This is a genomic window from Tepidibacter sp. Z1-5 (assembly GCF_037844525.1).
Classification (GTDB): Bacteria; Bacillota; Clostridia; order Peptostreptococcales; family Peptostreptococcaceae; genus Tepidibacter_A.
Map to the genome: position 1 here is coordinate 98,526 of NZ_JBBMMD010000022.1, position 23,348 is coordinate 121,873.

Here is a 23,348-nt window from a genome sequence, read left to right on the forward strand (position 1 = left end):
ATTTGTGACTTTTATTTTCTACATAAACTGTATATTATTTATCTTATATCGTACTTTTTTATTTTTCTATAAAGTGTAGCTATTCCTATATTCAAAGCATCTGCTGTTTTTTTCATTCCATCTGTAGTATTTCCATACTTTTTTATAGCTTTTAAAATCTCTTTTTTTTCTAATTCTTCAAAAGAACTTATTTTATCATTAGCATAATCAAGATCATCTATATTTTTAAGCTTTAAAGACATCAAATCAGCTATATTAGATATAAAAAGCATTAGTTCACTCTTTTTTAAAAGCATCATGTCTCTTTGCTTCTCATCAAAAGCCACAAGTCCTATTACACCTATTACCGTATGTTTAATTTTAATAGGACAACATATATCTGCAATTTCTTTACAATAATGTCTTTGATTACACTGTCCACATTTTTCACTATCATATTTTTCATTCATAGTATAAGTCTCTCCCGTTTCTAAAACGTGAGAGTATATAGAATTTTTATCTATACTAGTTCCAATTTTTTGTTTAAATACTCCAGTTCCAGCTATTCTAACCAAATTAGAGTCAACTAAAGTAACCTCAACATCTAGTAATTTTGATATATTTTCACAAGTTTTTTGTATATCTTCATTTACTTTTGTTAACCTCACATCCATAACCTCTTTCTGTTCTTTTATTTCAAATGTTAAATTAACTTATTAAATATATTTTTTTAAATTATATCACACTAATTATTAAAAAGTCTTTATTTTCACATATATCAAATCAATACTTTTTTTAATCAAATAAAACAAAACTTAATTCTGATAAAATTTTAATCTTCTATTTAAATAAGAAAACACCTAACAATTTATGTTAGCTGTTTTTTTATTTATTCAAAAGCAATATTAACTTTAATAGATATATCATCCACTAAAACTTCACTAGCTATGATTTTATCCGTATTTGTTTTAACTTCAAAATCACTTCCATAAGTCAATGTAGGAGTAGATATATTAGTATTTATTCCTTCTTTTTCAAGATTTATACTAGCTTTTGCTGTAAGCATATTAGATAGTTCAGATATAGCACTTTGAGCCATATCGTCAAATTCTAAAACTGGCATTCCCATCATCATTTTAGAAGCTATCTTTTTAGCATCATTTTCACTCATACTATAAATTACATTTCCCTTCATATCTCCTACTACACCTAAATTCAACATTACACCGTGTACCTTAATACTGCTTTCTTTAACCAAAATATCTTTTTTTTCTATGTTACTAAATCCTAGTTGAGGCATTATGTCTAAAACCGAATTTAAAAAATGTTTTATAATTTTTGAACTCATATACTGTCACCTCTTTTTAAAACAGATTCATATATACTTACTATATGTCAATCTATCCTTTTTCTTATATTATATCACATTTCATTAGTCAAACAATTATTTTTTGACAAAATAATCTTAATTTAAACTCTATTTTAAATTCATAGATAACCAAATAATTTAATATAATTATCTTAGATTAATGTTTTGGAGGCGTTTATATGAAAAATTCAAGATTACTACGATCCATACTCCCCGGAATAATAGTTCTATTTTTTATAACAAGTATAGTTGTATTTCCTAAAGATTCTATAGAGTCTGCAAGAGTAGGAATGAACATATGTATTAATATATTAATACCATCACTTCTCCCTTTTTTAATAGGGGCTAATCTATTAATAAATTTAAAAGTTATAGACATTCTCGGCGTATTTTTAGAAAAACCCTCTAGAATCCTATTTAATGTACCAGGTAAGAGTTCATTAATATTTGCTATATCTATACTCTCTGGATACCCTATAGGTTCAAAACTTATATCAAATCTTAGACAAGACAATGAGATATCAAGAGTAGAAGCTCAAAGATTGGCATCCTTTTGCTCAACATCAGGTCCATTATTCATGGTAGGATCTGTTGGAATAGGTATGTTTAATAATCCTAAAATAGGTTATTTCATACTCCTATGTCACTATATTGGAGCATTGAGCATAGGTATTTTGTTTAGATTTTACAATACTTCTTCAGATATCAAGCATTACAATAATACAAGTATACTTACTAGATTAAAAAAAATAATATTTTATGAAAATGAAGAAAAGTCATTTTTTTCTATATTTGGAGACTCTGTTAGAAATGGAATAAACACGATACTAATAGTCTGTGGCTTTGTTATAGTATTTTCTGTATTATTTAAAATACTTACTTTATTAAAATTCATAAATTTAATAAGTTCTATGTTATTTGTATTTCTTCATCCATATAATATATCTATTGAAGTCATTCAAGCATTTATAAGTGGTCTATTCGAGATAACAATAGGATGTAATAATATATCTTTATTGAATGAACCTTCTTTAATATTCAAGATAGCTCTTTGTACATTCATAATATCTTTTAGCGGAATATCAATACTTGCTCAATGTTGTAATTTTTTATCTCTGTCCGATATTAATATACCTATTTATATTTTCGGAAAATTTCTACATGGTATTAATTCATTTTTATTTTGTTATCTCCTTTATCCTCTATTTAAAAATAATTTAGATATACAAACTTTTAACAATTCTTTTTATTATAATATTTACGTTGATAAAATTTTCACTGAGACACCTTTTAATAATAATATATTTTTCATATTTATTTTAGTAGTATATATACTTTCATATATTAATAATAGATATAAAAAAGGCTTCCTTCGAAGATTTTAAATGTAGACTTTTTTGCTTAAAAATAGTTGCAAATTTAGTTCTTTTAAATATAAAAATGATGGTTATTAAAATATTAACTCAAGTAGCTATATTTTAATAACCATCATTTTTCAGTTGTACACTATAGTTCTCTATTTCAATTCTTCTCTATTAGCTGCTATTACTTCTCCTATATTTCTTAAATCTGATTGAACCTTTCCAAGTATACTATCAGCATACTCTTTTGCGCCTCTTCTTATTTCTTTAGATGTGCTTTGAGCCTGCTCAATTATTTTTTCAGCTTGTTTTTGAGCTTGTTTTATAACTTCACTTTCTTCAACCTGTTCTTGCATATATGACTTAGTATTTTCGACTATAGCATCTGCCTCTTGTTGAGCTTCTGCAAGTATTCTTTGTCTTTCTGTATTTATCCATTCTGCTTGTTTTATTTCATCAGGTAATTGAAGTCTTATTTCTTTTATTATTTCTAAAAACTGTTTTTTATCAACAAAAACCTTATTTCCAAACGGAATTCCAGAACTTTCCTCTACCAAATCTTCTATTTCTTCTATTAATCTTAATAATTCCAAGATTAATCCCCCCCGTGTAATTTTTTGTATACCGCTTTCGATACATTGTTTGGAACTAATTCCGATATATCTCCTTTGAATTTCGCCACTTCTTTCATTAGTGAGGAGCTTATAAAAGAATATTTTGTACTAGTTGTAAGTATAACAGTTTCTATATCTTGATTTAATTGTCTATTCATCTGAGCCATTTGAAGTTCATATTCAAAATCAGAAACAGCTCTTAATCCTCTTATTATAGCATTAACCTTTTTATCATTACAATAATCTATTAAAAGACCTGTAAAACTATCCACCTCTACATTATCTATATCTTTAATAGCTTCTTTTATAAGTTCAACTCTTTCTTCAAATGTGAATAGAGAGTTCTTACTAGAATTGTATAAAACACCTACTATCAATTTGTCAAATAGTTTAGATGCTCTTTTTATTATATCTAAATGTCCTTTAGTTATTGGATCGAAACTTCCTGGATATACTGCTATTTTTTTCATTCTAGTCCTCCCAAGCAAAAAATGAAATCATTGTGTTTCCATATTTCTTTTCTCTGTATTTTTTTAGTTTTTCTATATTATCTTTTACTTCATCCTTTATGTCATGTTCCACTATTATTATTCCATCTTCTTCCAATATCTCTCTTTTACTTATTTCTATTAATGTTTTTTCTATAAAGTTTTTTAAATATGGAGGATCCATAAATATTATATCAAATTTATCTCTTCTAACACCTAGTTTATTTACAGCACTTATACTATCTGACAAAATTAATTCACTTTTATCATTAACTCTAGCCTTTTGTATATTCTCTTTTATTATATCCATACTAGATTTACTTGCATCCACAAAGGTAGCTCTTTGAGCCCCTCTTGATAAACTTTCTATTCCAAGTGATCCAGTTCCAGAGAATAGATCTAAAACAAAGCTGTCCATAATTCTATCACTTATAATATTAAATAAAGATTCCTTTACTCTATCAGTAGTAGGTCTTACATCCATATTTTTGGGAGATTTAAGTTTCAATCCCCTAGCGCTTCCAGAAATAACTCTCATATAAATTCTCCTTTTTTTAATTTAATGTTATATCGTTTAATTTTTCCTCAAATCTATTTATTATTTCTTTTTTGAGTATTTTGTTTTTATCAAGATTTAATTTTTCATCTTCTTGTATTATACTTTGTGCTTCTCTTTGAGCTTCTTTTAATATTTTTATATGCTTGAATATATTTGCTACCTTTAGTTCTGGAAGACCGTGTTGTCTTGTTCCAAAAAATTCTCCAGGCCCTCTTATTTCTAAATCCTTCTCAGATATTTTGAAGCCATCTGTCGTTTGTTCCATTGTTTTCATTCTCTCAAATGTAACTTCATTCTTTGATCCATATATAAGTATGCAATACGATTTATGTTCTCCTCTTCCAACCCTTCCTCTTAGCTGGTGTAGCTGTGCTAGTCCAAATCTTTCCGCATTTTCTATAATCATGAGTGTAGCATTTGGCACATTCACTCCAACCTCTATAACGGTTGTTGAAACTAGTATATCAACATCCCCATTTTTAAATTTTCTCATTATCTCTTCTTTATTAGAAGCTTTCATTTTTCCATGTAAAAGTTCTAGCCTCAAATCTGAAAAATATTCAGTTTTTAACTCCTCTAATAAATCTACTGCTGCCTTTGCATTTATTACCTCTGATTCTTCAACTAGAGGACATACTATATAAACCTGCCTTCCAAGTTCTACCTGGCTTCTTACAAAATTATATGCTCTAAGTCTTTTTTCTTTCGCAATAGCAAATGTATCTATAATCTGCCTTCCAGGAGGAAGTTCATCTATTATAGATATATCAAGATCACCATAAAGTATAAGCGCCAAAGTTCTAGGTATAGGAGTTGCAGTCATAACCAATATATCAGGGTTATCTCCTTTTTCGGATAACTTATTTCTTTGTCTTACTCCAAATCTATGTTGTTCATCTGTTATAACCATTCCCAGCTTTTTAAATTCAACTCCATCCTCTATAAGAGCATGCGTTCCTATTAATATATCTATTTCGCCTTCTTTAGCTTTTTTTAGAACATCCATTTTTTGTTTTTTAGTAAGACTTCCAACCAACAACCCTATATTTATATCGAATTTAGATAGTATTTCCTGAAGTGAATTAAAGTGTTGTTCTGCTAATATTTCAGTTGGAGCCATCATAGCTGCTTGATATGAGTTTAAAACTGCATTTGCAAGACTCAAAAGAGCAACTACTGTTTTTCCAGATCCTACATCCCCTTGAACAAGTCTATTCATAACCTTGTTAGAGCTCATATCATTTAGTATATCATCAAGAGATTTTCTTTGAGCATTAGTAAGTGAAAACGGAAGTGACTTTATAATTTCTTCCAATCTATCCTTTTTCTCAAATTTTATTCCCTCTTTATCTACTACCCCACTTTTTAAGTATAATAACCCTAATTGAAGTATTAAAAATTCCTCATACACAAGTCTATATAAAGCCACTTTCAAGCTTTGTATATTTTCTGGATTGTGAATATTTTTTATAGCAAAGTTTAAATCACACAGTTTATTTTTATTTACAATATCTATTGGAATATATTCATCTATTTTTAAGTTTTCATTAATAAATACACTCTGTATTGTATTTATTAATTCTTTATTTGAAACTCCATAAGTCAAAGGGTAGATAGGAACTATTTTCCCTATTGAATTTGCAGATGTTGTATCAAATTCAATTTCACAGTTTAATAATTCAGTTTTCCCATATTCTTTTTTAACCTTACCATATGCAAGTATATTGTCCCCTACTTTAAAGTTATTAACTATATACTTTTGATTAAAGAATACAAGCTTTATATATCCAGTATCATCCCTTACCTCTATTTTATTTATAATCATCTTCTTTTTTGGTTCATGAGTCTCAAACCCTGTAATAATTCCTCTTATAGATACTTTTTCTTCATTTACTAGGTTGAATACTTTCTTGAATTTGCTTCTATCTTCATATTGCCTTGGAAAATAATATACCAGATCCTTTAATGTATATATTCCAAGCTTATTTAATTTTTTATATTTTTTAGGACCCACGCCCTTTATGTATTGTAAGTTCTTATTTAAATCCATCAATATCACCTTGTAAATTCCATTTTTTAAGCCATGGTATTTAAATATCCATGGCTTAAAAAATGATAATATATAAACTTTTACTCTACAGAAATTATATAATAATATAGAGGTTGATTTCCACAGTAAACTTCTACATCTAAATCATCATATTTTTCTTCTATCTCTTCTCTTAACACATTAGCATCATCTTGACTTAATTCTTCACCATAGAATAAAGTTATAATTTCACTGTCCTCATCAACTAATTTGTCTATTAAAGATAGTGTTACCTCTTTTATATCTTTTCCAGCTTCTTGTATCTTACCTTCTCCAATACCTATTATATCGCCTTCTTTTATGTCTATATCATTCATATTAGTATCTCTTACAGCAAATGTTATTTGACCTGTTTTAACATTTTCAAGAGCATACTTCATAGCTTTTTGATTAGACTCAGCGTCAGCTTCAGGGTTAAATGCCAGTAAAGCAGAAAATCCTTGTGGAGTTGTTTTTGAAGGTATTACTATTATATTCTTATCAGATATTTCTTTAGCCTGATTTGCCGCCATTATAACATTACTATTATTAGGTAATATAATTATGTTTTTTGCATTTATATTATCTATAGCTTGTATAAAGTCTTCAGTACTAGGGTTCATAGTCTGTCCACCCTCTATTACGTGATCCACTCCAAAATCTTTAAATATTGAAGTTATTCCAGATCCCATAGCTATAGATATAAATCCATACTCTTTCATCTCTTTTGGCTGTTCTTTTATTTCTTCTTTAATTAATATGTTTTCATGTTGAATTCTCATATTTTCTATTTTTATTTTATCCAATTGACCATACTTTGTAGCTTCTTGTAAAACAAAACCTGGATTATTAGTATGTATATGAACCTTTATTAAAGAATCATCCCCAACAACTATTAAACTATCTCCCTGTCCTTGTATAAGATCCTTCATTTTACTATCACTTATTTTATCCGTATCTAGTATAAACTCAGTACAATAAGCAAATTTAATATCCTCAGTAGATATTTGTGTATTCTTACTTACCTCTTGTACTTCATTAGATTCAGTGTTTCTATCTATAAATTCTCCTATAAAAGCTTTATAAGCTCCCTCTAGTATACATACTAATCCTTTTCCACCCGAATCCACAACTCCAGCTTCCTTTAAGTTTTTAAGAAGATTTGGAGTATTTTCTAAAGAACGGTTAGATTCTTCTAATACTTTTTCCATGAATTTTTTTATATTTTTTTCTTTTTGAGATATTTTAACTGCAAACTCTCCAGTTTCTCTTGCAACTGTAAGTATAGTTCCCTCTATAGGTTTTATTACAGCTTTATATGCAGTGTCTGCTCCATATTTTAGGGCATTTGCTAAGTCTTTTGTATCTAATTGTTCTTTATCCTCTATAGCCTTGGCAAATCCTCGTAAAAGCTGAGATAATATAACTCCAGAGTTTCCTCTAGCTCCCATTAACGATCCTTTAGAGGCTGCTTTTCCTATTTCTTTAATAGTATTATTTGATTCCTTCATCACTTCCTTTACAGCTGCTTGTATAGTAAGTGACATATTCGTCCCAGTATCTCCATCTGGTACTGGAAATACGTTTAGTTTATCTACAAGCTCTTTATGATTTTGCAAATTATTCGCACCTGATAATATCATCTGCCTAAAGAGCTTTGCATTAATATATTCTACTTTCAATTTGTTACCTCCTAACTATTTGTTTACTCTGACTCCTTGTACATTTATATCTATTTTTCTCACTTTAAGAGAGGTCATTTTTTCCAAAGTGTATTTAACTCTATCTATTATATTATCTGCTACAACAGATATCTTTGTTCCATATTGTATGATAACAAATAATTCTATGCTAACAGTATCTTCTTCTATTTCAACTTTTACTCCATTGCTCATATTTTCTTTTTTTAAAAGTTCAACAAGTCCATCTACTTTAGACTTATAACTGAATCCAACAATCCCATAGCACTCTGTAGATGCTTGAGATGCTATTTTTGCTATAACTTCTTTATCAATATAGATATTACCATATTTATTGGCAATTGTTCCACTCATTTTTTTACCCCCTACGAAATATTAATATTTTTTTATATTTATATATACTTTATTGAATATTATATGTATAATATATTTTATATTATATGTTTCATATATTCAATACAAATATAACATTTGTCTTGCAAAAGTGAGATTAATATGATAATATAATTATGTTTTTAATGCCAATGATAAAGGTTTGAAGGAGGTGTTAATCATGGCAAAAGTTTGTTCAGTTTGCGGAAAAGGTAAGGTTTCTGGTAATACAGTGAGTCACGCAAACAATCACAATAAAAGAACTTGGTCTCCAAACTTAAGAAAAGTTAGAGCTATAGTTGATGGTACTCCAAAGAGATTAAACGTGTGCACAAGATGTTTACGTTCTGGTAGCGTAGAAAGAGCTATCTAGTTTAATATAGTAAAGATTAATCGTATAATTAATCTTTATCTCTTACAAAAAAGCCGAACAATTTTGTTCGGCTTTTTTCTATTTATCTAATAGCATTTCACTAAATATTATTTTTATTATAGCGGCTATTGGAACCGAAAATATCATTCCCATTATTCCAAAGAACCCACCTCCAACAGCTATTGTAAATATTATCCAAAACGGAGATAATCCTATATAATTCCCCATAACCTTAGGTCCAACTATATTTGCATCTACTTGCTGAAGAACCAATATGAGAACACATACCCACAACGCCTTCATAGGCGAATAGAAAAGAGTAACTATGACAGCAGGCGTTGCACCTATAAACGGTCCTATATACGGTATTACATTCGTACAGGCTATTATAACTGATAACAAAAGTGAATACTTTATTTTTAAAATTAAAAATCCTATAAAGCACAGTGTACCTAGTATCGAAGCCTGAACTATAAGACCCGTTAAAAAACTTGAAAATACAACATTTGCTTTTTTGCTAAACTCTATAAATTTGATACTTCTATCTTCTTTTAATATTTTCTTAACTATCTTATATCCAAGTGATTTTAAAGATTCTTTTTCAATTAACATATAGACAGATATTATCAAACTAAAAGAAATAGTTACCACAGCTGATCCTATATTTGTTATAAATATCAAGAAATTGTTTAAAAAATAATTAATGCCTTTAGAAATTTTTTGCAAATTTCCTATAAAATTTTTATCTACGTATTTTTGAATCTCATTCAATATATTCATGTCTAAATTATTTGCGAAATGAACCACATTGTCTACATAGTTAGGCATTTCATTTATTATCTGTACTATACTCTTAACCGCTACCGGTATAACTATTATGACCATAACTACCATCATAAGTATGAAACAACTATATACTATAAGTATAGCCATTCCATTTTTAATTTTTAATTTTTCTTTTAAAAACATTATTATCGAGTTGAATACATAAGCTATAAAAAAAGCTATAAAAAACGGCTTTAATATACCAAAGAGCGTAGTAAAACCGTTCGATATACTAGCTGTATTTACATACACAAATCCCAACAAAATCAATCCTATTAACACTATTGCATACTTTTCTATAAATTTTTTGTTATCCTTTATCATCTGTCCCTCCAAGTATTTTTTAGATTAATTCTAACATATAATTCTATTTATTAGCAATAAAACTATAGTTAATACTATTCAAACAGCAAAAAACCATTATAAAATGGTTTTTTGTTATTTCTTTCTTATAAAGAATTTTACTATTGCTGATAGAAATTTCGGTAATTTTATAGCCACTATCTTCATAATATATACCCCCTATTTAAAGCAAATACAACCTGTTATAATAAGTACGGTTGCAAAACAACTCATCCATAACCAATTCGGTAAAACTAGAGATAAAATAATACTAATGCCTACTGCTACACATACTAACCCCACTAAATGCTTTGTGCACCTTCTCATTACACCCACCTCATCAATTCTTCATATATATAGTGTATTCAAATTTATATGGAATTGATACAAAAAAAATACTTATTAAATTTCTTTAATAAGCATTTTTTATATTTAAGTAAATTTAGTTATTAATCTCTAGCCTTTATAACCAACACACATCCACTTTTAATACTTATTTCGCATTTATCATCTACTAGGACGTTTGATATTCCCCTTGATGTTGCAAACCCTAAATCATAGTTCTCAAGAGGATATTCAAGCCCCTTTAAAGTAACTCCTAGTACATCTGAATGTATTGGTATAATAGATATAATATCTCCTTTATTTCCTGCAATTTGTATCTTATCATCAGTTATATGTATTTCATTATTTTCATTTATTATTCTTGATTTAATCCCTCTTTTCAAAAGAGAATATAAAAGATTCACATTAGCAAGAGAATGGTCCATACGGGTCCCTAAAACGCCTATAAAGTCTATTTCTTTTGATCCTATATGTATGGCATAATCTATACATATTTCGGTATCCGTTTTATCTTTTTTAGATGGAAATTTGTTAAACCTTATATTTTTATCTATAAAATGCTGCTTTACTTTATCATCTATAGAATCAAGGTCTCCTATTATAATATCAGGATCTATATTTATATTGTATGCATGATTAGATGCTCCATCTGCACATATTATGCAATCGTAGCCCTTTATTATATTTTTATAAAAATCATAATCATTCATGCTTCCATTTGCTATTATTAAAGACTTCAATACATCACTTCCTAAAGCACTGAATTTGATCTAAACTCTTGTACAGTCTTATTTATATCATCACTACCAAATATAGCTGATCCTGCAACAATAACATCAGCTCCAGCTTTTACAGCTTTATGAACATTACTTGGTTTCATTCCTCCATCAACTTGTATCTCAATGTTTAGATTTCTCTCATTTGCAAGATCTCTAACCTCTTTTATTTTATCAATCATACCATCTATAAACGATTGACCCCCAAATCCAGGGTTAACAGTCATTATAAGAACCATATCAAGTTCATCTATAACATGCTTTATAGTCTCAACAGAAGTTGCAGGATTTAATGATACACAAGCCTTAACACCCATTGATTTTATATTTTGTATTGTTCTATGAAGGTGTTTACATGTTTCTTGATGTACTGTTATTATATCAGCACCAGCATTTACAAAATCCTGTATATAATTGTCAGGATTTTCAATCATAAGATGAACATCAAACACCATATCTACATCTTTTCTCAAGCTTTTTACTATACTAGGTCCTAGGGTAATATTAGGTACAAAATGTCCGTCCATTACATCTATGTGCAAGTACTCACATCCTGCATTTTCTACCTTTTTAACATCATCTAGTAATCTTGCAAAATCTGCTGAAAGTATTGATGGGGCTAATTTTATCATATTTAGTACCTCCTATTTTTTTTTCTTATTTCATTTAATAGTTGTAAGTAGCTTTCATATCTTTGAGTAGTTATTTTTCCTTCTTCAAGAGCATTCTTTACTGCACAGTTGGGTTCATTTTCATGTAGACAGTTTCTGTAAAACTTACAATCATCAGCATAATCATCAAATTCTACAAAGTAATCTTTTAAATCTTGTGCTTCTATACCATCTAATGTTAAAGAACTAAATCCAGGTGTGTCAGCAACCATGCCACCATCTTTTAATTTTAAAAGCTGTGCATATCTGGTTGTATGCTTTCCTCTTTTTATCTTTTCACTTATTTCTCCAGTTTCAAGACTTAAATTTGAATCTATCTTATTTAAAAGACTAGATTTTCCAACTCCAGATGGTCCAGCAAATACCACTATGTTGCTTTTTATTTCATCTTTTACAAGTTCTATATTTATATCCCTTTTTTTACTAATAGGTATTACTTTATACCCTGCATTATTGTATACTCTTTTTACATTTTCATATTCTTTTTCTTCGTCTAAATCTATTTTACTAATAACTATAACTACTTCTAAACCTTCTTTTTCAGCTAAAACTATGAATCTATCTAAAAGTGAAAAATGAGGTTGTGGATTTTTGATACTAAATACTATTATAGCCTTGTTTATATTTGCTATAGGAGGTCTTATTAATTCACTTTCCCTTTTTTTTATATCCTCTATTACGCCTTTTTTTTCTTCTTCATTTACCACAGATATATCTACCATGTCACCTACAAGAGGAGTTATCTTCTTCTTTCTAAATATACCTCTAGCTTTACATTCATATATGCCATCACTTGTATCTATATAATAAAAACCACCTATACCCTTTGTTATCCTACCTTTTAACATAATTTTCTCCTTCTATTTGAATTCAGCCGTTGTCTTAGCATAAAAAGCATTATCTACATATATTTCATATTCTTTTGTTTCTCCTTCATAACCTTGAATAGGAACTGATATCATGTTCCCTGATTCTTGTATATTTATAGTCTTGTCATATACAGTCTTTGAAGTATTTTTTTCTTTTACGACAACCTTTACAGCTTCCTCTTCTTCTGATAATGCAAATGATATTTGCTTTTCTATAATTTTCTTAGAAGGCGATTCTACTACTTTTTCTTCTTTATATTCATTTACTATTAAATCTATCTTTTTACTTTCCTCTACGTGTTGTCCAGCATTTATACTCTGGCTAAGTATGACGCCTTCTTTCTTATCCTTATTTTCTTCATATTTTATTTTTCCTACTCCTAGGTCAACTAGTAATATTCTAGCATCTTCCAAAGTCTTTCCAACTAGATTAGGTACCTTAACTAGTTTTACTTCTTCTCCCTTACTTACTATAAAATCTATACCCGTTCCTTGCTCTACTTCCGTAAACGCTCTTGGCTTTTGACTTATTATAGTTCCTTCAGCTAATGAGCTAAATTCATAATCTATAACTCCTTCTTTTAAATCACTTTCTTTTAATATATCTTCTACGCTTTCAAGTGTTTTTCTAACTAGATTAGGAACAATTACAGGCTCTCCACCCTTACTTACATCAAATTTAACTGTTTGCCCCTTTCTAATTGAACTTCCTACGGCTGGAATTTGGCTTATTATATGATTTTTTTCTACTGATGAGTCGTATGATTCATTTCTAACTTCAACACTAACACCTATACTTTCAAGTCTACTAGTAGCATCTTCGAGTGTAGCATTTTCAAAGTCTGGCATTTTATAATTTTTTGTAGTAAATAAATCCTTAACACTATATGCCACAAACGCAATTGAACAAGACAATATAAGCGCGAATAAAACACCTAAAATAGTCATCTTCTTCTTGTTGTTGATTTTATCTTTAGATCTTTTTCTCATGTTCGTATTAACACCTTCTTCTTTAAGTTGTTTAGGTATATTAGTTTTCAATTCTTCATTTAAAGAATTTAGTTTTTGTGTATGGTAAAGTTCATAATCTTCTTCGAAATCAAGCTCTACATCGTTTTCTATATGCTCTATATCCTTTATTAATTCGTATGCATCTTGATATCTATCCGATTGTTTTTTTTGAGTCAATTTATATAACAAATTTTTTATATCTTTTGGTACATTGTTCGGTATATCCTTTTCAAAATTTATATCTTCATTTATGTGCTTTAAAGCTATATTTACAGGTGTATCTCCTTTAAACGGAACCTTTCCTGTTAAAATTTCATAAAGAACTATACCAAGCGAATATAGATCCGAGGTTTTATCTATATATCCTCCTCTCGCTTGCTCTGGAGAAAAATAGTGTACAGACCCTATTACATTTCCAACTACTGTTATAGTTGAGCTAGTAGTCGCTTTAGCTATACCAAAATCAGCAACCTTAGCTACCTTATCTTTTGATATTAAAATATTATGGGGTTTTATATCTCTATGTACTATTCCATTTTTATGTGCTTGATTTAAAGCCATGGCTATTTGCTTCGTTATATCAAGTGCATAAGAATAATCTAGTGATCCTTCTTTCTTTATCAAATCTTTAAGATTCATGCCATCTACATATTCCATCACTATATAGTTTATATCTTCGTCTTGTCCTACATCATATATATTAACAATATTAGGATGAGTAAGACCAGCCGATGCCAATGCTTCATTTTTAAATTTCAAAAGAAACTCTTCGTCATTGCTAAATTCGGGTCTTAAAACTTTGATAGCTACAATCCTATTTAAAATAGTACATCTAGCCTTATAAACGAACGCCATTCCCCCATCGCCTATTTTATCTAATATTTCATACCTATCATTAAGCATCTTCTTCATAAACTTTATCACCAACTCTCTGTTCAAATTGTTATGCATATAACTGATATATTATCTTTGCTTCCATTTTGTTTTGCCATATCAATCATCTCACTACAGCATTTTTCTAAATTATTGTTATTTGTCAGTATATTATTCATATCATTTATAGTTACGGAATTTGTAAGGCCATCAGTTGCCAATATTATTTTGTTATCTTTTTCTAACATTTCTTTATAAAAATCTATTTTTATAAATTCATCTGTACCTATTGCTCTTGTTATTACATTTCTTTGAGGATGAGTAAGAGCCTCTTTCTCTGTTATAGCACCTTCATCTATAAGCTCTTGCACTAATGAATTATCCTTTGTAACTTTTTTAATATCCTCATTAGTAAATAAATAGCAGCTGCTATCTCCAATATTTGATATATACAAATCTTTTTTATAAATTATAGCAGTCGTAAGCGTAGTTCCCATGCCCTTGAATTCTTTTTCATATAAAGAGGTATTGTATACTATAGTATTAACATATTTATAAGCTTGCCTTAATACAGATTTAACCTCTATATAATTATCAAAATTTACATTTACTAAATTCTTTTTTAAAAAATACAATATATTTTCTACGGACAACTTACTAGCTACTTCTCCTTTTTTATGACCACCCATTCCGTCTGCTATGGTAAATACAGCGATATTTTGATTATCGTGTTCTATTATCTCATAGCCACAAAAATCTTCATTTTGTTTTCTCTTATTTCCTATATCAGATAAAATATGATACTTCATAAAATCACACCCCAATCAAAGGACCTTACAGTTTCATCTTCTTATTTTCCACCTTTATTTAAATGTTTTCTTCTCAATTGTCCACAAGCGCCCTTAATATCGCTTCCCATTTCTCTTCTTATAGTACAATTAATTCCTGTTTGTTTCAAGTTTTCTTTGAATTTATATACATAATTTTTATCTGGTTTTTCATAACTTCGCTCTTCAACTTTATTTATAGGTATTAAATTCACATGACATAAAATCCCGTTTAGTTTCTTACTTAAAAGTGTTACATCTTCTTTTTTATCATTAACTCCTTTTATAAGTGAGTATTCAAATGTAATTCTTCTATTAGTTTTTTGTATATAATACTTACAAGCTTTAATAATTTCATATATAGTATATGATTTTGCTATTGGCATTATTTCTCTTCTAGTATTTTCATCTGCCGCATGAAGTGATATAGCCAAATTTATAGGAATTTGCATATCAGCAAGTTCATATATTTTAGGTACTATACCGCAAGTAGAAAGAGTTATATGTCTATATCCTATATTAAGACCATTTTTCTCATTTACTATTTCTAAAAACTTTTTGACATTTTCAAAATTGTCAAAAGGTTCTCCACTTCCCATCAATACAATATTTGATACTCTAATTTTAATATCTTTTTGAATTTGAATAACTTGGTCTAATATCTCCCAAGGTTCTAAATTTCTTTCCAAACCATCTATTGTAGACGCACAGAAATTACATCCCATTCTACAACCTACTTGAGTTGATATACAAACAGATACTCCATGTTCGTACTTCATCATAACACTCTCTATTATATTTCCATCTTCAAGTGCAAACAGATATTTTATAGTTCCATCTACTTTTGATTCAAACTTTTTGTATATCTCAAGCTTTCCAAGCTTTGATTTTTCTGATAGTTTTTTTCTTAAATCCTTAGAAATATTACTCATATCATCTATAGTATCTATTTCTTTATATATCCAGCTAAAAATTTGATTTGCCCTAAATGACTTTTCTCCTATTTCCTTCATAAATTCCTTCATATCATTTTCAGTTAAAGACTTTAAGCATACCTTGTCCATTTAAATCACTACCTCATCCTTCTTAATTTAGCTATAAAAAATCCATCCATACCGTGTACATTAGGATATAGCTTTATATATCCATCTTCTTGGTTTTCTAAATCAACGTTTATATTTTCTATTGGTTCAAGTTTAAAATTATCATTTAGTTTTAAAAATTCATTTACTATATCTATATTTTCTCTATCTTCTATAGTACATGTACTATATATTAATAATCCACCCTTTTTTACATATTTAGAACTATTTTGAAGTATCTTGTTCTGAATCTTAGGTATACCCTCTAAATCCTTTTTCTTTTTATATTTTATTTCAGGTTTTCTTCTTATTATACCAAATCCAGAACAAGGAGCATCAACTAATACAGTGTCAAATTTTTCCAAGCTATCGTCATCAAGTTCTGTTGCATCATTTTTTTGTATTTCTACATTATTAAGACCTAATCTTTTTGTGTTTTCTTGTATAAGATTCAATTTATGATCAAATATATCTCTAGCCACAACTTTTCCCTTATTGTTCATCAATGTAGCTAAATGTGTAGTCTTTCCACCTGGTGCTGAACATACATCTAATATATTATCCTCTTCACTCGGTTTTATAACATGACCTATTATCATAGAACTTATATCTTGTATCTGATAATATCCCCTTTTAAATAGTTCGTTATTTTCTATATTTTTAAGGCCCTTTACCTTTATAGCTTCTTTAACTAATTTAGAAGCTTCACATTCTACCCCCTGCGCTTCTAACTTTTTAATTAAATCTTCTCTTGAGATTTTAAGTTCATTAGTTCTTAGATACAAAACAGGTTTTTCGTTATTTTCTTCAACAAGTTCCTCAGTAAAATCTTGTCCAAATTTATCTATCCAATTCTTAATAATCCATTCTTCATAAGAATATTTTATAGATAAATACTTTACTATATCTTCATTTTTATCAGGATATTTTATCTCAGTTTGTTTTCTAACAACATTTCTAAGTACTCCATTTACAAATCCAGATGCCTTTTTACAGTATTTTTTAGATAAATTAACACTTTCATTTACAGCTGCAAAATCCTTTGTACTATCTAAAAATAATATCTGATATATTCCCATTTGAAGAATATTTCTAACATGTGGAGATAGTTTCTTAGCTTTTATCTTTGAAAAGCTATCTATGACATAATTTAAGAAATACTTATTTTCAGTAACTCCATATATAAGTTCTGTACAAAATCCTCTATCCATATCTTTTAAATTACTCTCTCTTAAATGCTTATTAACTCCTAGATTAGAGTATAATCCATTATTTTCTATATCATATATAGCATTAAGCGCTACTTCTCTACTACTTTTCATTTTATTCTCTCCTTTAAGATTCGTCTAGTCGTTACGGACCGACTCATATCGGCAACAAGTCTAACAACTCTATTGCTTAAAATAGTTGCAAGTTTAGATATTTATAATCTCACAACCATATGATGTTCTGATAGATAAAAAAGCCTTCCTTCGAAAAATTCTAAAGGTAGACTTTTTTTAAAACTCACTACAAGATTTATTTTTAGTCGTCTCTACTGTTACTTAAAATTACTAATCTAATTAGCTGCATTATTGCACTAGCTGCTGCTGCTATATAAGTAAGAGCTGCTGCATCTAATACCTTTTTACTATACTTTCTCTCTTCAGTTGTTATTAAGCTATTAGTAACTAATTGATCTATAGCTCTTGATGATGCATTAAATTCAACAGGAAGTGTTACAACCTGAAATAATACAGCACCAGAAAATAAAAGTATACCTATTTTTAATAATGACGGTGTAACCAAAAAACCTAGCATTATAAATATCCAAGACATAGATGAACTTATATTCACTATAGGAACTAAATTATTTCTAAATGTAAGTGGGAAATATTCTTCTCCGTGTTGAATAGCATGACCTACCTCATGAGCCGCTACTGAAACAGAAGCTATAGAAGTTCCATGATATACATCATTTGAAAGTCTTAGTACCTTGCTTCTAGGATCATAGTGATCACTTAGTTTTCCACCAGTCAACTCTATATCTATATTTCTAAGTCCATTTTTATCTAGTATATATCTAGCTACTTGAGCCCCTGTATATCCTTTTTGACTGTACACTCTTAGATATTTATTAAAAGTTGTTTTAACCTTAGTTTGAGCGTAAGCTGCAAGCAACATAGCTGGAATTAATAGAATCATAGTTGGGTCAAATCCATAATAATAAGGATACATACTAATTACCTCCTAAGAAAAATTTAATGGCCTCTTCTACCTCTTCAATATCTATTTCTGTATTAAAACAAGGTCCATTTGGTCTTTTGTTTAATATTCCGATAACAGGAAACTTAGATACATCCTGTATTCCACTAATTAAATCCCGTTCGCAAGCAATAGCTATTACAGCCTTTGGTTTATTCTCTATTATTATCTTTCTAGCGAGAGTTCCTCCAGTTGCAACAAATGCCTTTACATTGTATTTTTGCTTTAATTTAACTAAATCCTCTACATTACACTGTCCACATCTTCTACAGTTTTCAATATCATTTGTAACCTTATGCTTGCAAAAGTTTTTTTGTATACAGTGAGGTGTTATGAGCATTATATCCTCAGCTTTAACGTTGTATTTATTAGAGTATATATACTTATTGTTTAAAATGACATATATACTTCTAATTTCATTTTTAGGTATACCAAATATTTTAGTAGCAACTATTACAAGAGGATACATCACATTAACTATATTCAAATTAATTTTCATTATATTACTATTTATTTTTCTATTTTTTAAAATAATATAAGATACTATTGATGATAATATTATTATAGTTATTATCATCAGTATCAGTATATTTAATAGTGTAATACTTATATTTACAAGCTTCATATCCTTGCTATATAACACAAAATTAACTAGTTTATATACTAGAGCAAAAAAGATAGCTATTACACCCATCAAATATATAAATTTTTTTTCGTTGTTCATACTATTCTCCCAATACCAATGTCTTATCTATTTGATTTCCTCTTATATAATCTTTAACTAGCATTCTCTTTTTACCAGGCATTTGAATTTCTTTTATAAGCAAATTAGTAGTACCTGTTGACACTTCAATTCCATCCTCTGTTACATCTAATATGCTACCAGCAGGTTTATCCGAAGTTGAATCAAGTACCTTTGATGACCATATTTTCATAGTATCACCATTATACTTTGTAAATGAACTTGGCCACGGATTAGTTCCTCTTATAAGATTGAATATGTTCTCACATTTGTCATCCCAATTTATATTACCAAGACTTTTGTCCATTATAGGAGCATAGCTAGATTTTGAATCATCTTGCTTTTCTCTTTTTAAGTTATTATCCTTTAATAATTTTAAAGTATCTCTTAATACTTCTCCTCCAAGTGAACACATTCTATCATAAAGTTCACCTGCAGTTTCATTTTCCCCTATATCAAGCTTTGATTTTAATAACATATCTCCTGTATCAAGTCCTTCATCCATATACATAGTTGTAATACCTGTAGTTTTTTCTCCATTTATAACAACCCAATTTATAGGAGCTGCTCCTCTGTATTCTGGTAATAAAGATCCATGAACATTTATACATCCATACTTAGGTATATCAAGTATTTCTTTTGAAAGTATTTGGCCAAATGCAACAACTATTATAACATCTGGATTCATATCTTTTAATATAGATACAAATTCTTCAGACTTAACTCTTTTAGGTTGATGTACTTCTATTCCATGCTTTAGTGCCTCCTCTTTAACAGGTGGCATACTCATTTTTTTTCCTCTTCCTTTAGGTTTATCTGGTTGAGTTATTACCGAAACAACATCAAACCCTTCTTCTATTAAAACCCTTAACGACGGTACTGCAAAATCTGGTGTTCCCATAAATACTGCTTTCATCTATTTCACCTCTTTAATTATCCTTGAAGTTTACCTTCTACCTTATCAGTAAATAAAATACCTTCTAAATGATCAATCTCATGACAAAACGCTCTAGCCAATAATCCTTTACCCTCTATTTCAAATTGCTCTCCATTTCTATTAAAAGCTCTAACCTTTACATTATCAGGTCTAGTTACTTTTCCAAACTTTCCTGGAATACTTAAGCATCCTTCATCATCAGTTTGAGTTCCAGACACCTCAACTATTTCAGGATTTATAAGTTCTATTACCCCATCTCCTACATCTATAACTACAACTCTTTTTAATATTCCAACTTGAGGAGCTGCAAGACCTACTCCATCTGCACAATTCATAGTTTCTACCATATCATCAAGCAATGTTATTATCTTAGAATCTATTTTATCAACTTTTCTCGATTTTTTTCTTAAAACCGAGTCTCCATCTTCTCTTATATTTCTAAGTGCCATTTAAATTCCTCCCTATAATATATTAAATGGGTTTATATCTATACTTATATTTATATCCTTATCAAATATAAATTCTCTTTTTTGTATACATATATATTTTATTATACCCTTTAACAGTTTTATTTCAACATCTAAATCCTTAACAAGTATTTGCCATCTATAGTTTTGATTTATCTTCGATATAATACAAGGATTTGGTCCTAATATAAAATCAAAAGAATTATATTTCTTTTTTCTCAAAAGATAAACTATAGAATCATAAAGCTTTTGTATATTATTTATAACTTTTTTTTCATTTTTACCAGATATAACTACGCTTATCATATTATCAAATGGTACGTAATTAAAAGCCCGCCTTATTTTTATTTCATCATCATAAAAGCTTTTGAAATCATGTTCTACAGCGTGTTTTATTGCATAATGATCTACATCATAAGCTTGAAGTATAACCTTTCCACTTAAGTCTGCTCTTCCTGAACGACCAGCAACTTGACTTATAGTTTGAAATGCTTTTTCAGAACTCCTAAAATCAGGGATTTTAAGAGACATATCTCCACATAAAATTCCAACCAATGTTACATGTTCAAAATCAAGTCCCTTACCTATCATCTGGGTTCCTATTAATATATCAGCATTTCTATTTTTAAACTCATTTAATATTTTTTCATGAGCGCCTTTTTTAGATGTAGTATCTTTATCCATCCTTAAAACTCTAGCATCTTTAAAATATTTTTTAATTTCTTCTTCTATTTTTTGAGTCCCTAACCCAAACTCTTTTATATAATTACTGCCACAGCTTGGACACTCACTCAATTTACTTTCTTCAAACCCACAATAATGACATTTTGCTTTATTAATACCCTTATGGTAAGTTAATGATATTTCACAGTTTGAGCATTTGAATGTATATCCGCATTTTCTACAAGATATAAAACTTGCATATCCTCTTCTATTCAGAAACAGTATAGTTTGGTTATTGTTTTCAAGATTGTTTTTTATCTCTTCATATAATCTTGTGCTAAATATAGTTTTATTTCCTCTATCTAGTTCTTCCCTCATATCTACTACTTCTATTTTAGGCATTTCTTTATTATTCGCCCTTTTTTTAAGCTCTATTAATTCATATTCTCCTATTTTGGCTTTGTAATATTCTTCTATAGGCGGCGTTGCCGACCCAAATATCAATGTCGCATTTTCTATTTCAGATATGAACTTAGCAACTTCTATAGTAGAGTATTTAGGGTTTGAATCTGATTTATACGAATTTTCATGAAACTCATCTATTATTATAACTCCTAAGTTATTACAAGGAGCAAACAATGCAGATCTTGCACCTATTATAATTTTAGCTTTTCCTTCTTTAACCCTCCTGTATTCATCATATTTTTCACCACTCGAAAGTTTACTATGAAAAACAGCTATTATATCTCCAAAGTTATTCTTAAACCTTGCTATAGTTTGAGGTGTTAAAGAAATTTCAGGAACTAAAACTATACTATCTAAGCCTTTACTCAATGCTTCCTTTATTGTATTTATATATACTTCAGTCTTACCACTTCCAGTTACTCCATGAAGTAAAAACGGTATTTTATTATAATCATCGATAGAACACTTTAATATTTTTAAAGCCTCCATTTGCTCATCATTTAAATCTATATTTTTTTCTTTTATTGTATAGTTTAATTCGGGCTTTCTATAATAATCTAGCTTTTCTATATTTATATATCCTTTTTTTTCTAATGAATTTATCGAACTTTTAGTTATATTTAATATACTCATAATATCATTTATTTCTGCATTATCATTATTTTTCAAAAAACCTATAATCTGAGCTTGTTTAAATGCTCTTTTTTTATTTAAGGATTCTATCAAATCATCTATATCTAATTCAAGATTCAAACTTATATTGTGAATATATTTTTCATTTTTTATACTTTTATATTCCCAATGTATGTCTAATACTTTTTTATCTTTTAATTTCTTTATAGTATTATTAATACTATTTCCAAATTTAGCTACAAGCTTGTCTATTTTTATACCATTCTTACTATTCTTTATTTCATCTATTAAAATCTGTTCTTTTGAGCTAGCATTATCATATTCACAAGATATTAATTTTACAACCTTGTAATTGGTAAGTCTACTCCCCTTAGGATATATACAGTTTATAGCATCCATAAATGTACATATATATTCTTCTCTCATCCACTTTACAAGTTCTATATCTCTTCCCTTGAGGATAGGGTCTTTGTCCAATATATCTATGACTTCTTTTACTCTAAAATCTCCGTCTTTGTAAGAAGATATATCAAATACAAATCCTTCTATGGGCTTGTTAGTTCTACCAAAGCTTATTAGAACTCTATGTCCTATTTGTACTTCATCAATTAAGAATTCAGGAATCTTATAGGTATAAAGATCGTCAGTATGATTAGAATTGTTATTAACTATAATTTTTGCATATTTCTCCAT

23 protein-coding genes are annotated in these 23,348 nt (G+C 28.6%); 2 read left to right on the top strand and 21 right to left on the bottom strand.

Going from position 1 to position 23,348, the window contains the following annotated elements; translation table 11 throughout:
* Positions 1-38: 38 nt before the first annotated feature.
* On the bottom strand, positions 39-647 hold the full coding sequence (locus tag WJW32_RS05700) for a helix-turn-helix domain-containing protein (protein ID WP_340256279.1): 609 nt from the start codon (positions 645-647) through the stop codon (positions 39-41).
* A 221-nt stretch (positions 648-868) separates the two neighbouring features.
* Positions 869-1,327 carry a chemotaxis protein CheX gene (locus tag WJW32_RS05705; RefSeq protein ID WP_340256282.1) on the bottom strand — a complete coding sequence of 153 codons (459 nt, stop codon included), beginning with the start codon at positions 1,325-1,327 and terminating at the stop codon, positions 869-871.
* Positions 1,328-1,527: 200 nt separating this feature from the next.
* Between WJW32_RS05705 and WJW32_RS05710 the strand changes: the two genes are divergently transcribed.
* Positions 1,528-2,733 carry a sporulation integral membrane protein YlbJ gene (locus tag WJW32_RS05710; RefSeq protein WP_340256285.1) on the top strand — a complete coding sequence of 402 codons (1,206 nt, stop codon included), beginning with the start codon at positions 1,528-1,530 and terminating at the stop codon, positions 2,731-2,733.
* Between the two features lie 131 nt (positions 2,734-2,864).
* On the opposite strand, the gene WJW32_RS05715 is transcribed toward WJW32_RS05710, so the two are convergent.
* The 6 genes from WJW32_RS05715 to WJW32_RS05740 all read right to left on the bottom strand — a co-directional run bounded on the left by WJW32_RS05715 (position 2,865) and on the right by WJW32_RS05740 (position 8,492).
* The gene (locus tag WJW32_RS05715) at positions 2,865-3,302 is read right to left on the bottom strand and encodes an ATPase (protein ID WP_340256288.1); all 438 of its coding nucleotides are present in this window, start codon (positions 3,300-3,302) and stop codon (positions 2,865-2,867) included.
* Between the two features lie 2 nt (positions 3,303-3,304).
* Complete coding sequence (gene coaD, locus WJW32_RS05720; protein WP_340256291.1) at positions 3,305-3,793, bottom strand: pantetheine-phosphate adenylyltransferase; 489 nt, start codon at positions 3,791-3,793, stop codon at positions 3,305-3,307.
* A 1-nt stretch (position 3,794) separates the two neighbouring features.
* A complete protein-coding gene (gene rsmD, locus WJW32_RS05725) occupies positions 3,795-4,349 on the bottom strand; it encodes a 16S rRNA (guanine(966)-N(2))-methyltransferase RsmD (protein ID WP_340256294.1) in 555 nt (184 codons plus the stop codon).
* 16 nt (positions 4,350-4,365) lie between these two features.
* Positions 4,366-6,420: an ATP-dependent DNA helicase RecG gene (gene recG, locus WJW32_RS05730; protein WP_340256297.1), complete on the bottom strand. Its 2,055-nt coding sequence runs from the start codon at positions 6,418-6,420 to the stop codon at positions 4,366-4,368.
* Between the two features lie 80 nt (positions 6,421-6,500).
* Positions 6,501-8,081, bottom strand: a complete 1,581-nt coding sequence (locus WJW32_RS05735; RefSeq protein WP_340256370.1) for a DAK2 domain-containing protein — start codon at positions 8,079-8,081, stop codon at positions 6,501-6,503.
* 54 nt (positions 8,082-8,135) lie between these two features.
* On the bottom strand, positions 8,136-8,492 hold the full coding sequence (locus WJW32_RS05740; protein ID WP_277731010.1) for an Asp23/Gls24 family envelope stress response protein: 357 nt from the start codon (positions 8,490-8,492) through the stop codon (positions 8,136-8,138).
* Positions 8,493-8,691: 199 nt separating this feature from the next.
* Between WJW32_RS05740 and rpmB the strand changes: the two genes are divergently transcribed.
* A complete protein-coding gene (gene rpmB / locus WJW32_RS05745) occupies positions 8,692-8,883 on the top strand; it encodes a 50S ribosomal protein L28 (protein WP_277731011.1) in 192 nt (63 codons plus the stop codon).
* Between the two features lie 78 nt (positions 8,884-8,961).
* On the opposite strand, the gene WJW32_RS05750 is transcribed toward rpmB, so the two are convergent.
* The 13 genes from WJW32_RS05750 to priA all read right to left on the bottom strand — a co-directional run bounded on the left by WJW32_RS05750 (position 8,962) and on the right by priA (position 23,348).
* Positions 8,962-10,032, bottom strand: a complete 1,071-nt coding sequence (locus WJW32_RS05750; protein ID WP_340256302.1) for an AI-2E family transporter — start codon at positions 10,030-10,032, stop codon at positions 8,962-8,964.
* Between the two features lie 467 nt (positions 10,033-10,499).
* Positions 10,500-11,135: a thiamine diphosphokinase gene (locus WJW32_RS05755; protein ID WP_340256305.1), complete on the bottom strand. Its 636-nt coding sequence runs from the start codon at positions 11,133-11,135 to the stop codon at positions 10,500-10,502.
* Positions 11,136-11,146: 11 nt separating this feature from the next.
* Positions 11,147-11,803, bottom strand: coding sequence for a ribulose-phosphate 3-epimerase (gene rpe / locus WJW32_RS05760; protein WP_340256308.1), 657 nt, complete (start codon positions 11,801-11,803; stop codon positions 11,147-11,149).
* A 2-nt stretch (positions 11,804-11,805) separates the two neighbouring features.
* Positions 11,806-12,690 (bottom strand): ribosome small subunit-dependent GTPase A, encoded by an 885-nt coding sequence (gene rsgA / locus WJW32_RS05765; protein WP_340256310.1) that lies wholly within the window; start codon positions 12,688-12,690, stop codon positions 11,806-11,808.
* Between the two features lie 12 nt (positions 12,691-12,702).
* Positions 12,703-14,634, bottom strand: a complete 1,932-nt coding sequence (gene pknB / locus WJW32_RS05770) for a Stk1 family PASTA domain-containing Ser/Thr kinase (RefSeq protein ID WP_340256312.1) — start codon at positions 14,632-14,634, stop codon at positions 12,703-12,705.
* Between the two features lie 23 nt (positions 14,635-14,657).
* On the bottom strand, positions 14,658-15,404 hold the full coding sequence (locus tag WJW32_RS05775; RefSeq protein ID WP_340256315.1) for a Stp1/IreP family PP2C-type Ser/Thr phosphatase: 747 nt from the start codon (positions 15,402-15,404) through the stop codon (positions 14,658-14,660).
* Between the two features lie 41 nt (positions 15,405-15,445).
* Positions 15,446-16,486 carry a 23S rRNA (adenine(2503)-C(2))-methyltransferase RlmN gene (gene rlmN, locus WJW32_RS05780; RefSeq protein ID WP_340256318.1) on the bottom strand — a complete coding sequence of 347 codons (1,041 nt, stop codon included), beginning with the start codon at positions 16,484-16,486 and terminating at the stop codon, positions 15,446-15,448.
* Positions 16,487-16,494: 8 nt separating this feature from the next.
* A complete protein-coding gene (gene rsmB, locus WJW32_RS05785) occupies positions 16,495-17,826 on the bottom strand; it encodes a 16S rRNA (cytosine(967)-C(5))-methyltransferase RsmB (protein ID WP_340256320.1) in 1,332 nt (443 codons plus the stop codon).
* Between the two features lie 202 nt (positions 17,827-18,028).
* Positions 18,029-18,721, bottom strand: coding sequence for a zinc metallopeptidase (locus WJW32_RS05790; protein WP_340256323.1), 693 nt, complete (start codon positions 18,719-18,721; stop codon positions 18,029-18,031).
* A gap of 1 nt (position 18,722) precedes the next feature.
* Positions 18,723-19,472, bottom strand: a complete 750-nt coding sequence (locus tag WJW32_RS05795) for a DUF116 domain-containing protein (protein WP_340256326.1) — start codon at positions 19,470-19,472, stop codon at positions 18,723-18,725.
* Between the two features lies 1 nt (position 19,473).
* Complete coding sequence (fmt, locus tag WJW32_RS05800; RefSeq protein WP_340256329.1) at positions 19,474-20,406, bottom strand: methionyl-tRNA formyltransferase; 933 nt, start codon at positions 20,404-20,406, stop codon at positions 19,474-19,476.
* 17 nt (positions 20,407-20,423) lie between these two features.
* The gene (def, locus tag WJW32_RS05805) at positions 20,424-20,876 is read right to left on the bottom strand and encodes a peptide deformylase (protein WP_340256332.1); all 453 of its coding nucleotides are present in this window, start codon (positions 20,874-20,876) and stop codon (positions 20,424-20,426) included.
* Positions 20,877-20,888: 12 nt separating this feature from the next.
* Positions 20,889-23,348 carry a primosomal protein N' gene (priA, locus tag WJW32_RS05810; protein WP_340256335.1) on the bottom strand — a complete coding sequence of 820 codons (2,460 nt, stop codon included), beginning with the start codon at positions 23,346-23,348 and terminating at the stop codon, positions 20,889-20,891.

Coding starts and splice junctions, on each gene's coding strand:
- WJW32_RS05705 (WP_340256282.1), bottom strand. CDS start 1,327: ATGAGTTCAAAAATTATAAAACATTTTTTAAATTCGGTTTTAGACATA.
- WJW32_RS05710 (WP_340256285.1), top strand. CDS start 1,528: ATGAAAAATTCAAGATTACTACGATCCATACTCCCCGGAATAATAGTT.
- coaD (WP_340256291.1), bottom strand. CDS start 3,793: ATGAAAAAAATAGCAGTATATCCAGGAAGTTTCGATCCAATAACTAAA.
- rsmD (WP_340256294.1), bottom strand. CDS start 4,349: ATGAGAGTTATTTCTGGAAGCGCTAGGGGATTGAAACTTAAATCTCCC.
- recG (WP_340256297.1), bottom strand. CDS start 6,420: ATGGATTTAAATAAGAACTTACAATACATAAAGGGCGTGGGTCCTAAA.
- WJW32_RS05735 (WP_340256370.1), bottom strand. CDS start 8,081: ATGATATTATCAGGTGCGAATAATTTGCAAAATCATAAAGAGCTTGTA.
- WJW32_RS05740 (WP_277731010.1), bottom strand. CDS start 8,492: ATGAGTGGAACAATTGCCAATAAATATGGTAATATCTATATTGATAAA.
- rpmB (WP_277731011.1), top strand. CDS start 8,692: ATGGCAAAAGTTTGTTCAGTTTGCGGAAAAGGTAAGGTTTCTGGTAAT.
- WJW32_RS05750 (WP_340256302.1), bottom strand. CDS start 10,032: ATGATAAAGGATAACAAAAAATTTATAGAAAAGTATGCAATAGTGTTA.
- rpe (WP_340256308.1), bottom strand. CDS start 11,803: ATGATAAAATTAGCCCCATCAATACTTTCAGCAGATTTTGCAAGATTA.
- rsgA (WP_340256310.1), bottom strand. CDS start 12,690: ATGTTAAAAGGTAGGATAACAAAGGGTATAGGTGGTTTTTATTATATA.
- pknB (WP_340256312.1), bottom strand. CDS start 14,634: ATGAAGAAGATGCTTAATGATAGGTATGAAATATTAGATAAAATAGGC.
- WJW32_RS05775 (WP_340256315.1), bottom strand. CDS start 15,404: ATGAAGTATCATATTTTATCTGATATAGGAAATAAGAGAAAACAAAAT.
- rlmN (WP_340256318.1), bottom strand. CDS start 16,486: ATGGACAAGGTATGCTTAAAGTCTTTAACTGAAAATGATATGAAGGAA.
- rsmB (WP_340256320.1), bottom strand. CDS start 17,826: ATGAAAAGTAGTAGAGAAGTAGCGCTTAATGCTATATATGATATAGAA.
- WJW32_RS05790 (WP_340256323.1), bottom strand. CDS start 18,721: ATGTATCCTTATTATTATGGATTTGACCCAACTATGATTCTATTAATT.
- WJW32_RS05795 (WP_340256326.1), bottom strand. CDS start 19,472: ATGAACAACGAAAAAAAATTTATATATTTGATGGGTGTAATAGCTATC.
- fmt (WP_340256329.1), bottom strand. CDS start 20,406: ATGAAAGCAGTATTTATGGGAACACCAGATTTTGCAGTACCGTCGTTA.
- def (WP_340256332.1), bottom strand. CDS start 20,876: ATGGCACTTAGAAATATAAGAGAAGATGGAGACTCGGTTTTAAGAAAA.
- priA (WP_340256335.1), bottom strand. CDS start 23,348: ATGGAGAAATATGCAAAAATTATAGTTAATAACAATTCTAATCATACT.